Consider the following 12,013-nt stretch of genomic DNA (forward strand, 5'->3'; position numbering starts at 1 on the left):
CCGGCGGGGGCAAGGTCAGTGGTGAGCGGCTGTCAGGTGAATACCTTGACGATGTCGGACGCGACGTCTTCGGCGACCTTGACCACCTTCTTGACGACCGGCTTGGCCACGGTGGAGGCAACACGTCCGCCGCCGCGGGTGACGAGCCCCAGTGCCGTACGGCCGGCCGAGGAGACGAACTCGCCGCTGGTGAAGCCGTATTCGATGCCCGTGGCCAGCACGCTGACTCCAGCGGCTACGACAGAGATGCCGAGGCAGACCGCGGCGATGCTGCCCAGAACGGGTGCCGCCGGGAAGAACACGCAGGAGACGGCGAAGCCCGCTGCCAGGAGACCGGCTGCCATGCTCACCTTGTCGGCGGTGTCAGCCCACCATTTGGCGTCGTTCCACCATTCGTCCTTGCCTGCTTCGCTTCCCTTCGGATTGACCGTGTCGTTGGTCGTCGTGTCGGAGGGATTGTGGTTGGCGTCCCGGTCCTTCTGTGCCTGTTCGGCGGCGACGCGCGCGGCTTCCCTCACTTCTGCCGTCCGCTTGTCCGCCGCGATCTGGCGTGCGTCGGCGGCGGCCGCGGCGGCGGTCTTGGCGTCCCGGCCGGCGGCGAGCTCGGCCTGGTGGGCATCGGCGGCGGAGGCCTGGGCGCTGTAGGAAGAGGCCAGTGCGCTGCGGGCCGCGTCGATGGCGCGGTTGGCGGAGTGGTTCGCCGCGCGGGAGGCACTCTGTGCGGTGGCGGCGGCGTCCTTGGCCTTGTTCGCCGAAGTCTGGGCGTCGGCGGCGGATTTGTCCGCCGCGTCCGCGTGCCGGCGGGCCTGGGCTGCGAAGCCGTCGGCCAGTTTCGCCGAGTCCACCGCCTTGTCAGCCCATTCTTGGGCCTTGGTCCCGGCATCCCGGGCTATCGCAGCCACCTGGGAGGCGAGTGCCGCGTCTCGCTGTGCCTCCTGGGCGATCTTGGCTGCTGCGGCGATGGCAGCCTGCATGGCGGCGGCGTGGCTGAGGGAGTCGTAGTCAAGCTGGGTGGCTCGGTGCTGGACGAATTCCACGAAGCGCCGGCGCATCCAGGCGGGGCCCTCCATGGCGACTTCGGCGTAGGCCTTGGTGTACGCGTCAGCGGTGGCTATGACCTTCATGGTGGCGACGGCGTCGTCCTCTTCGACGGCCTTGGGAAGGTCCTCGTCGAAGAACTTCTGGAGCGATTCCGGTGTATTGGTGTTCAGTGCGTCGTTGGCAGCCTTGGTGACAGCCTTGCCGGGCTTCTCGTGCAGGATCTTCAGGATGTTGACCCTGTTGTCCTCGGCACGTGCCTTGATGACACCGCCGGTGTTGAAGTCCCCTTCCGCGGGGACTCCGCCGGCGAGGGCCTGGACCGCCGCCTTCGCGACCGCCGGTTCGGAGACCTGGGCGATGAAGAGGATGGTCTCGCGATCGTCCTGGGCCGCGGCGAGCTGCCGATCGAGGTCGATCCAGGAGAACACGTCGTAGTCGGATCCGGCGAGAGCGAAGCGTGCGGCCTGGCGGGTCCAGGTGCCATGGGCCTCGAGCAGAGCGGTGGCTGCCTGGCGACCCAGGGTTGCGGCGACGGTCAGGTTGTCGCTGCCGAGGGCCTGCTCCGCCCTGGCTATGAGGTCCTTGGTGGCCTGGGTGGTCTGCTGTGCCTGTGTGCGCTTGTTCAGGACGGCCGCGCGTTCGCTCTTGTCCAGCAGGGCGAGTTGAGCAGCCTCCTTCATTCCTTGCAGCCTGTCGGCCGCCAGCCTGGCCGCCTCGGCGGCGCGGGCGTTCTTCTCCACGTTCAGCGCGTCCGCGATGGCCTGCGTCGCGAGGTTGGCCGCCTTGACCGCCTCGTCGGCGTAGGCGGTGGACTTGTTGGCGAAGTCGATCGCCTGTCCTGCGTACTTGACGGCTTCTTCGGCGGCGTCAGCGGCCTTTTCGGCGTGTACGGCGGCTGATTTGGCCGCACTGTTCGCGGTGCGGGCGGCCTTGGCAGCGGTCGAAGCCAGCGCCTGGGCCGTGGAGGCGGCGTTGGTCGCCTGGTTGGCGGCGGTGGAGGCGAGCGCGGCCTGACGCTTGGCCTCGGCCGCCTCACCCTGGGCGACACCGGAGGCCTCGGCCGCCTGGGCGGAGGCCTTCGCGGCGGCCGCGGCGTCGCGGGCGGCGTCCGCCGCGGCCAGACCGGCGCCGGCCGACTGCTCCGAGGCGACGGCCGCGTCATCGGCAGCCTTGGCAGCGGAGTACGCCTTCGCGGCGGCGTCACGGGCGGCGACGGCGGCGTTCTTGGCCTCGTTGGTCTTCGACGCGTCCTTCGACGCGGCGATGGCGGCGTGATAGGCGCGCGTGGCCGCCGATCCCGCGGCGGCGGCCGCCTGGGAGGCCGCCGTGGCCGCCCAGGACGCCCGCTGCGACGCCTGGACCGCCGCGGAGGAGGCGCGGATGGCCGTGCGGGCCGCTGCCGCGGCGCCGCCGGCGGCGGTGGCGGCCTGGCGGGCCGCCTCGGCGGACCTGCGGACGTCGTCCCTTGCCTTCTCGGCTTCGGCCGCTGCCGTTTCAGCCGCCTCCTTCGCCTTGCTCGCGGCTGTCGTCGCACGCGCGGAGGCCTCGACCGCGAGGTCGGTCTGTTCCCGCGCACGCGCGCTCTCGCGCTCGACGATGGCGACCAACTGCCCGATGGTGGCGGCTTCCTGGTCGCGGGCCCGCGCGATGTGCTGGCCAGTGTCGAGATACCACTGAACGTCGTCCGCGGTACCGCTCAGGGCGCGGTTCGCGTATTTCTTGAGTTCCGGTCCGGCCGTGGCAAGGCTGCGGAGGATGTCCACCCGCATGTCCTCCAGCCTGGCGTTGTACTGGGACGTGAGCAGGAACTGCTCCAGCGCCTGGTCCGTACTGGCACTCAGCGCGGCGTTGCCGTCCCGCTTGATGCTCTTTCCACCATTGGCCATGACAGTGAGGGTCGAGACCCGCATGTCCTCGGTTACCGAGGAGCGGAATCCGTCCTTGACGAATGCGGATATCGCCCCGTCACCACCGTTGAGGGCCGCGGTGACGTCTCTGCGGACACTCTTGCCTCCGTAGCCGAGATAGGTGAAGGCGGCGACACGGTTGTCGACCCGCGTCGCCCTCGGCAGCTGCTCGGCCAGGAAGGTCGCAATGTCCTGGTCGGTGCCGCTGAGTGCGTACGTGGCCGCCTCCTTGACCGAACGACCGCCCAGCATCCAGGCCTTGACGACCCGGGCCCGCTCCGTGTCCGGAAGCGACAGCGCGTCTCCGGCCGCGGTGGTCGCTCCGGCCGCGCCGCTGCTGGTGGCTGCCCGTACGGGTGTGGTGAACAGCCAGGGAGTGGAGACGGCAGCCGCGCTCGCCGCGACGGCGGTAGCGAACCGGCGTCGGCTCCAAAAAGTTTCCTGCACGGAAGAACCTCTCTGTTGATTCCTCGAGGTCGAGGCCCAATCACGCCCGGGATAAATCGACAATCACCGGAACGACAGTCAGCTGACCTTAAGCAGCAACAGGCCCTGAACACACCTGGCTGGAACCTCACCGACACTACATTCAAAAGATGGCCGGATCTCATCCTCAGGTTTTCGCAAAACCGCCACAACCATTTCGCGGAGTGGCGCAAGTCACTCCACCGATGGCGGTTATGTACCTGTATACCCTCTCTATCCCATTGGCTGGATGGCGTGTGGCTTGGTTTCATTCAGGAGATCGTCAGCCACCTCGAAGCTCCGTCGTAGCATTCATTCGACTGCGTTGCCCAGCCGGCTACCGGGGCGCCCAGAAAGCACGCGCGCACCCATCTACCGGTCTGACGATTTCCCCCGATCGCGGCGCATGTACGCACGTTCGGGATCACCTACATTCGAAACTGAGGATGAACATGAAGGCACGTGGCACAATCCTGCGGATCGTCGGCGCGGCTGTGGGTGCGGGTGCTCTGGCCTGGGCCGCTGTCGCGGGCGGCGTGACCGGAGGATCCGGCGCGGAAGGCATCTCTACGAAGTCGATCGCCGATGAGGGCCCCGGATATGCCGTCGAGGACTTCGCCTACCCGAACGCCGACAAGATCCTCGCGGAGAAAAAGATCAAGCTCAAGAGCGGGAATGGGAATATCCTCCTCGCCGAGTGCACGGGTGCGCCCGAACTGATGGAAGTCTTCTCCCATGTGAACGAGAAGGTCTGCTTCCGAGTCACCGGAGACAAGGGCTATCTGAGCCTGGAGATCCCGGCGGTCTTCGGAATCAAGGGAAACAATTTTGCCGCCCAGGTCGAAATGTCGACCGGCTCCGAGGAGAAGACGTTCAACGTCGACAAGAACACCTGGACGGCCGTTGGTGAGACCGCAGACGAGCAGGGGCGTGATTTCATGCTTCTCGAAATCAGGACTTCCAAGTAGTCCTCGTCGCGTCGCCGCCCTTTCTCGCCGGGCAAACCCGCGTGTCACCGCCGAACGCATCGGCTCCCTTTCCTGTTCTGAAAGAAGACCATGACTGAAACGCGTCTCCGCCCTGCGCGGGCGACCGGTCTGCTCGTCACCGCCACCGCCGTTGCGGTGGGCCTCGTATCGGCCGGGCCGGCTCAGGCCGTCGTCGGTCCCGAGACACCGGCCGGTCAGTACGCCTTCACCGCAAAGCTGGTCGTCGGTGGCGAGGCAAACAGCCGTGGCTGCACCGCCACTCTCGTCGACGCCAACTGGCTCCTGACCGCCGCCAGTTGTTTCGCGACCACCCCGGGTACGACGGTCCCGGCCGGCAAGCCGGCGCTGAAGTCCACGGCGACCCTCAGCGACGGCAAGACCGTGGACATCGTCGAGATCGCTCCACGCGCAGACCGCGACGTCGTCCTCGCCCGCCTGGCCACCCCCTCCGCTGCCCTCACCGGCGTCAAGCGCGCGAACGTTGCACCCGTGGCCGGTGCCGAGCTGACGGCGGCCGGGTTCGGGCGCACCAGGACCGAGTGGGTGCCCGACAAGCCCCACACCGGTTCGTTCAACGTGAACGCTGCGGATGCCACCAGCCTCAGCATCACCGGCAAGGGCACCGACTCCCTGTGCAAGGGCGACACAGGTGGGCCTCTCCTGAACGGCGCCGGCGAGTTGGTTGGCGTCAACAGCCGTTCCTGGCAGGGTGGCTGCTACGCCGCCGACCCCGCCGAGACCCGTACCGGCGCGATCGCCGCCCGCGTCGACGACTTGCGTGAGTGGATCGACGGATACCGCGCGACGACTTCGGGCTGGCAGACCGAGACCCTCGTACAGTCCGGCAGCAGCCTCTACCAAGGCATTCGCCTGCCCGACGGTTCGTGGACCGGGTTCAGCGACGTCCAGGCCAAGGTCAACGACTTGGGCGGAATCCGCAGCTCCGCCGCTGCCGGTATCAACGGCGACACGCACGTGCTGGCCATCAGCAACAGCGGCGGCCTTTCCCACACCATCCGCAAGGCGGACGGCACCTGGGGCCGGTTCGGAGACGTCTTCGCCGCGGCAAACACCCTCGGCAACCTCACCCAGGTCTCAGCCGTCTCCATCGGCTACGACCTCCACGTCGTGGCCGTCGCCGACGGAAAGGCCTTCCACACGGTCCGCAACGCCGCGGGCAGTTGGACCCCCTTCCGCGACGTCAGCAGCGGCTCCCTCACCCACGTGACCGCTGCCGCGACCGCCAGTGTCCGGGGCGAGCTCCAGGTCGGCCTCGTCAGCGGCGGAAGGCCCTATCACAGCATCCGTCAGACCAACGGGAACTGGCTGAGCTGGGGCAACGTGTCCCAGGCCGCCGGCAGCACCGGCCCCATCACCTCGATCAGCATGGCCGGCGCCGGCGACGGGACGCACTTCGTGGTAGCCACCGACAACGGCTCCCGCCAGTACCACACGCTCCGCAATCCCGACGGAACGTGGACCGCCTTCGGAGACCTGAAGCCCTACTTCGGGAGCATCACCGCCACATCCCTCTCCGCCGCCGCAGTCAACGGCGAGCTCCAGATCGCCGTCACCACCGCCGACGGCAAGGTCCTGCACACCACCCGCCACACCGACCGTACCTGGGGCGCTCCCGTCACCGTGCCCCTGGAGGGCCTGCCCGGAGCTCCCGGGGCGCTCGCCATCACAGCCACCCTGCACAGCTGATCCGACTCTCCGGCCCCGCGATACCGGTCGCGGGGCCGCCGTCGTCCCCGCCGTCGTCCCCGGCGCCGACGAGCCCGCTCCTCCGCGCGCTCGGGCACCAGATCCTGATCCTGTCTGCTTAAGGATGTTCCGTATGCCAGTTCTCCATACCCGCTCGGTGCGGCCCGGCCTCGTGGTGGCCGCGGTCGCGGTCGCCACCTCCCTGGTCACCGTCGGAACCGCCCAAGCCGTCACCGGGCCGGAGGCCGCCTCCGGACCGTACGCCTCCATCGTGCAGCTGGCCCTCGGTGACGAGGCGACCGGCCGCGCCTGCACCGCAACGCTGGTCGACCCGCGCTGGGTACTGACCGCGGCGAGTTGCTTCGCCACCACTCCCGGCGTGGGGGTCCCGGCCGGCAAGCCCGCGCTGAAGACCATTGCGACATCGAGCGACGGCCGGCGCCGCGAGATCGTCGAAGTCTCCGCCGGCGCCGCCGACCGGGACCTGATCCTCGCCCGCCTCGCCACCCCGGCCGTCGGCATCCCCACCGTCAAACGCGCCGCCACCGCCCCCGCGTCGGGCGCGGAGGTGACCGCGGCCGGCTTCGGCAGGACAAAGACCGAGTGGGTGCCCGGCAAGCTCCACAGCGGAGCCTTCACGCTGAACTCGTCCGATGGCGCCACCCTCGCCCTCACCGGCAAGGGCGCCGACGCCATCTGCAAGGGCGACACCGGCGGCCCGCTGCTGAACGCCGCCGGTGAGCTCGTCGGCGTCAACAGCCGTTCCTGGCAGGGTGGCTGCCTCGGCACCGACCCGGCCGAGATCCGTACGGGCGCCATCGCCGCCCGCGCCGACAACATCGCCGGCTGGATCGACCAGACCGTCGCTCCGCGTCAGGGCGGGCAGGTTTCGCTCATCGCCGCCGGCGGAGGGGCCTCGTGGTCGCAGACCGGAGACCTCGCCTACGGGGAGTACGGCGCGTCGTGGGACAAGATCGACGGGCTCGACATCTCCCGGATCAGTACGGTCCGCCACGGGGACACGGTCCGCGCCTACGCCATCGCGGGCGGTCAGGTCTACGGCCACGACCTGGACCTCGCGACCGGCAAGTGGTCCGTCTGGGGCCAGATCCCCGGTGGTGCCGCCGGCGCGAAGGACATCACGGCCGCGCTCGTGGGCGACACCGTCCACGTACTGATCGTCGGTTCTGAAGGGAACTTGTACGCGCAGGCCGCCGACTACAAGGCCGGCCGCTGGAACACCTACTGGACCCCCGTCGGCGCGACCGGCCTGACACACATCACCAGCGCGGCCGCCGGCACCACCGTGCGTGTCCAGGGCATCGGCGGCGGTGGGGTCTACGGCCGCGACCTCGACACCCGCACCGGCAACTGGACCTCGTGGGGTGCGGTCCCGGGCGGCATCGACGGCGCGGTCGACATCGCCTCCAGCACCGTCGGGAACAACGTCCACGTGCAGGTCATCGGCGCCGACGGCGCGATCTGGACACAGTTCGGCAACTATGACGCCGGCCGCTGGAACAGTGCGTGGACCAAGGCCGGCGGCACGGGCCTGACCCGCATCAGCAGCATTGCCTCGGGCAACACCGTCGAGCTCTACGCCGTGGGTACCGGCGGCAGGATCACCAACGCCTCGATGGAGACCGCCACCGGATCCTGGAGCTCCTTCGCCGAGCTTCCGGGTGGTCTCGGCGGAGCTTCCGACGTCGCCGCCACCGTCGCCGCCGCCCCGTCGAAGGTGACGCTGGCCGCCTCGGCCGGCAACACGCTGTTCAGCCAGAACGGACAGTTGGACACCGGTTCCTTCGGCGCCCAGTGGACCAACGTGGGCGGTGTGGCGATCACCCGGCTCGCCGCTGTGGACGCGGGCACCGCCATCCGCTACGTCGGCGTCGCCGGGGGCAAGGTCTACGGCCGCGACTTCGACACGCTTACCAGCACGTGGGGCAACTGGACCGAGATCCCCGGCGGCGCCGGCGGTGTCAGGGACATCGCCGCCTCCATGATCAACAACGTGATGTACGTCCAGATCCTGGGATCCGAGGGCGCGCTCTACACCCAGGCCGGCGACTACAACGCCGGGCGGTGGAACACCACTTGGACCCCGGTCGCGGGCATGGCGGACATGACCGCCATCAGCAGCGCGAAGGCCGGATCCTACGTCCGCCTCTACGGTGTCAGCGGCGGCAAGGCCTACGGCCGCGACCTCGACACCCGCACCGGCAAGTGGACCGTCTGGGGCGAGTTGCCCGGTGGCTTCACCGGCGCCAAGGACATCGCGGTGTCCGTCACCGGCCACACCGTCCACGTCCAGGTCATCGGCGCTGACGGCGCGCTCCACGCGCAGGCGGGCGATTACCTGGCCGGGAACTGGAAGCCGACTTGGACCAAGGTCGGCGGCACCGGCCTGACCCGAGTCACCAGCGCCCACGCCGCCAACAACGTCCTCGTCTACGCGACCGGCGCGAGCGGCAGGGTACGGAGCACCACCCTCGACACCACGACCGGCTCGTGGACCGCCTGGCGTGACATCCCGGGCGCCCTCACCGACCCGGCCGACCTCACCGCCACCACCGGCAAGTAGCAGTCGCTCACACCGGCCCGCCCGTACCGGGACAGCCACCCGGTACGGGCGGTCGTGCGTCGCTGCCCGAGGGTGCGCCCGCGCGGCCGGATCGAGGGGGATGACCCAGTCCGGCGAACGCCTGGCGGATACCGACGGCGCGGTACCGAGGCCGCCCAGGTCGCCGACCTCGTGGGCGCATTCGATGACCGTGCAGGCCGGCTGTTGTTCACCTCCGTGGGTTCGCCTGGCCGCCGCAGCTCGGAGTCACGCCGCGTACCGGTGGGCCGGGTAGGTCAGGTAGCCCGTGTCGCCGCCTTGGAAGTACGTGGCCTCGTCGACGGGGGCGAGGGGAAGACCACCGCGCAGTCGTTCGACCAGGTCGGGGTTGGCGAGGAATGCTCGGCCGAAGCTGATGAGGTCGGCGCCCAAACCGAGCCAGTGGTCGGCGTCCTCCCTCCCGGTCTGCTTGCGGCCCATCGGAAACACCGGGTTCATCACGAGCGTGCCCTGCCACGCACGGCGCAGGGCGACGAGCGTGGCTTCGTCGCTGGTGGCTTCGAGGTGTACGTATGCGAGCCCAAGGGGGTCCAGTTCGGTGAGCAGTGCGGTGTAGAGGTCACGGACTTCGCTCTCCTCCACTCCCCAGAAGGTCCCGCCCGGTGAGAGCCGGAGGCCGGTCCTCTCCGCGCCGACGGTCTCGACGGTGGCGGCGACGGCCTCGACGGCGAACCTGATGCGGTTGGCGATCGTGCCTCCGTAGCGGTCCGTGCGCAGGTTGGCGTTGGATGACAGGAACTGTGAGATCAGATAGCCGTTGGCACCGTGCAGTTCCACTCCGTCGAAGCCCGCGTCCACGGCGCGGCGGGCGGCCCGGGCGTAGGACCGCGCGTGTTCGGGCACTTCGGTGGTCTCCAATGCTCGCGGCATCGGGGCGGGCTGCGGGCCGGTGGGGGTGAACACGTCGCCGGCGGCGGGAACCGCGGACGGACCGACCGGCTGGAGGCCGGTGGTGTCGGGGTGGGAGACGCGGCCTCCGTGCATGAGCTGGGCGAAGATACGTCCTCCGTTGGCGTGGACGGCGGCGGTCACGGGGCGCCACGCCTCGACCTGTTCGTCGGTGTGCAGTCCCGGTGTGCCCGGGTTGGACTGCCCGATCAGGCTCGGCTGCACCCCTTCGCTCACGATCAGTCCGGCCGTGGCCCGCTGGGCGTAGTAGGTCGCCATGGACGGGGTCGCCAGGCCGTCGGCGACAGCGCGGCCGCGGGTCATCGGGGCCATGACCATACGGTTGGGCAGCGTAAGGCCGCCGAGTTGGTAACTGGTGAACAGACTCGTCATGCCTGCACTCCTTCGCAGCTGTTGTGCCCGCGGTTCGCGGACAGCAGCTACGCTAAAACCTCACATCGATGTCAGAGGCAAGGGCCTACGACACGAATTGTTCGCCGGGAGGGTCACATGCGGATCGGGGAGCTCGCATCACGCGCCGGAGTCAGCGTCCGGTCCGTGCGCTACTACGAGGAGCAGGGGCTGCTCACCAGTACGCGCAGTGCCAGCGGGCAGCGGCACTACACGGACGCCGAGGTCGAGCGGATCGCCTTCATCCAGCGGATGTACACCGCAGGCCTGTCCAGTCGCACCATCACCGAGCTGATGCCCTGCATCGATGCGCCGAGTGAAGAGCACTCCGACGCCGCGCTGGAGCGGATGGCACTGGAGCGCGAGCGGCTCTCCGCGCACATCGCCGAGCTTCTGCGGACCAGGGACACTCTGGACGCGCTGATGGCCACGGCCCGGGCACACCAAGAGCAGATGAGGGCCGCAGGAGCAGGTTCGGACTGGCGGCCCCCGGCCTCCTGCCGGCCAACGCACCCTTCTTCCGGACAGGGGAAAGCCTCGTGGGCCACGCGGCCTTCCAGAGCGAAGACGCCGGTGCGGGACTGAAGCCCCTCTCACTCCTCGGCCACATGGGTGACCCACGGACACCAGCGTCCCCACCGGGCCCTGCAGACCTCGTGGGTTCAGGGCGTGCCGGATGAATGCGCCCGGCCGCAGACGTGGTGTCGGCGGCCGAGCGGCCGAGCGGCTCCGCACGGTGAACGGGGCCGCTTCGGGCCCCACGGCAGCTCTTCTGATGCGGTCACGTCGCATCAACGGCCTGTGGTCCACGGTCTCGGCTGCGGCTGCTGCCGCTGCTGCTGCTGCTGCTGCGGAGACCCTGTGCCGGGCCCGCACCGAACCCGCCAACGGCCCACGCCCGCCGTAGCTCTGGAGTTCCTCAAGACGTGCTTACCGGGCCGGCCCTGCGGAACATCTCCTTCGGACAGTTGCGCATCGACTGGGGGTGGGCACATGGAGTATCTGGTGAGCCTGGGGATCGTCATCATCGTGCTGGCCATCGCCGCGCTACGGGGAAGCGGACGTGGTGGCCCCTGGCGAGGAGGGGGCCGGGGAGGCGGGTCGGGGGGCGGCGGTCACTCCTGCGGTGGCGGCTCGTCCTGCGGTGGCGGTGGCGGATCCTGCGGCGAGTGACGCAACTCCTGCGGTGAGTGACGCAACGGCGCACGGCCGGGCGGGCACCTGTGGGAAGGCGGGCCCCGACGAGTCGGGGCCCGTGCGCGCGGGTCCGCACCTCGTCAAGGTGCGGGAACGGATCGGGCCGTCGTCGGGCCTCCGCGACTCCGCTTCCTGGGGGATCAGCCGGATCAGCCGGTACAGGTGATCGAGAAGGGCACCGGGTTGGAGAGGGTGCGGGTGGGGCTCTGGAGTTCCACGGCCATTCCGGTGGTGAGGGTGCCCGCCTTCGTGTAGGTGGTCAGGCGTACGGTGTCGTGGCCCGTCGGGTTGGCCTTGTCGCCGATGGACAGGGTGCGCCAGTGCGGATCCACCACCGAGCCGTCACCGGACACCCAACGGTAGGAGATCAGTGTCGGTTCGGATGCGGTGAAGGTCGCGGTGAACGCCGGGGCCCGGCCCTCGGGCGTCGGGCAGCTGCCGGTGTACGTCGTGTTCGCGCCCGCCACCGACATCCGTACGCCCGAACCGGTGGCGGTGTCCCCGTCGTTGCCGGACAGTGCGTAGGTCAATCCGCCCGCGGTCAGGGCGCAGGCCGCCACGCCGGCCGCGACGAGGAGCACCGTACGAGGCCTGCGGGGCTGGGCGGAGGCCGCACGCGCCTCGGCGGCTTCGATTCGGGCGGCCCCCTCGGTCACGGGTTCCGAGGTGGTGTAGGGCGCGGGCGTGGTCTTGGGCGCGGGCGTGTCAGTGCGTGCGTTTGTGGCAGTGTGCGCGGTCGTGGCGGTGGCTTCGTTCGTGGCGGGCTGGGGGGGCGCGGCGCGGTC

At 69.7% G+C, this 12,013-nt stretch carries 5 protein-coding genes and 2 pseudogenes; 4 read left to right on the forward strand and 3 right to left on the reverse strand.

Annotated elements, in window-relative coordinates:
- Positions 1 to 32: 32 nt before the first annotated feature.
- Positions 33 to 3,395 (reverse strand): ALF repeat-containing protein, encoded by a 3,363-nt coding sequence (locus ADK55_RS23560; protein WP_053681787.1) that lies wholly within the window; start codon positions 3,393 to 3,395, stop codon positions 33 to 35.
- A 464-nt stretch (positions 3,396 to 3,859) separates the two neighbouring features.
- On the opposite strand from ADK55_RS23560, the gene ADK55_RS23565 reads away from it, so the two are divergent.
- From ADK55_RS23565 to ADK55_RS23575, 3 genes are all read left to right on the forward strand, one after another.
- Positions 3,860 to 4,381 carry a hypothetical protein gene (locus ADK55_RS23565; protein ID WP_324611197.1) on the forward strand — a complete coding sequence of 174 codons (522 nt, stop codon included), beginning with the start codon at positions 3,860 to 3,862 and terminating at the stop codon, positions 4,379 to 4,381.
- Positions 4,382 to 4,471: 90 nt separating this feature from the next.
- Complete coding sequence (locus ADK55_RS23570; RefSeq protein WP_053681788.1) at positions 4,472 to 6,109, forward strand: trypsin-like serine protease; 1,638 nt, start codon at positions 4,472 to 4,474, stop codon at positions 6,107 to 6,109.
- 133 nt (positions 6,110 to 6,242) lie between these two features.
- The gene (locus ADK55_RS23575) at positions 6,243 to 8,693 is read left to right on the forward strand and encodes a trypsin-like serine protease (RefSeq protein ID WP_159041532.1); all 2,451 of its coding nucleotides are present in this window, start codon (positions 6,243 to 6,245) and stop codon (positions 8,691 to 8,693) included.
- A 246-nt stretch (positions 8,694 to 8,939) separates the two neighbouring features.
- On the opposite strand, the gene ADK55_RS23580 is transcribed toward ADK55_RS23575, so the two are convergent.
- Positions 8,940 to 10,013: an alkene reductase gene (locus tag ADK55_RS23580; protein WP_053681790.1), complete on the reverse strand. Its 1,074-nt coding sequence runs from the start codon at positions 10,011 to 10,013 to the stop codon at positions 8,940 to 8,942.
- A 117-nt stretch (positions 10,014 to 10,130) separates the two neighbouring features.
- On the opposite strand from ADK55_RS23580, the pseudogene ADK55_RS23585 reads away from it, so the two are divergent.
- A pseudogene (locus ADK55_RS23585) lies at positions 10,131 to 10,502 on the forward strand (MerR family transcriptional regulator); the annotation flags it as partial.
- Between the two features lie 875 nt (positions 10,503 to 11,377).
- Here the strand turns inward: ADK55_RS23585 and ADK55_RS23590 are convergent.
- Positions 11,378 to 12,013, reverse strand: a pseudogene (locus ADK55_RS23590) (serine/threonine protein kinase); the annotation flags it as partial.

It is taken from the genome of Streptomyces sp. WM4235, assembly GCF_001279725.1.
Lineage (GTDB): Bacteria > Actinomycetota > Actinomycetes > Streptomycetales > Streptomycetaceae > Streptomyces.

Excerpts from the sequence above, each read along its gene's own strand:
- ADK55_RS23580 (WP_053681790.1), bottom strand. The coding sequence starts at position 10,013 with ATGACGAGTCTGTTCACCAGTTACCAACTCGGCGGCCTTACGCTGCCC.
- ADK55_RS23570 (WP_053681788.1), top strand. The coding sequence starts at position 4,472 with ATGACTGAAACGCGTCTCCGCCCTGCGCGGGCGACCGGTCTGCTCGTC.
- ADK55_RS23575 (WP_159041532.1), top strand. The coding sequence starts at position 6,243 with ATGCCAGTTCTCCATACCCGCTCGGTGCGGCCCGGCCTCGTGGTGGCC.
- ADK55_RS23565 (WP_324611197.1), top strand. The coding sequence starts at position 3,860 with ATGAACATGAAGGCACGTGGCACAATCCTGCGGATCGTCGGCGCGGCT.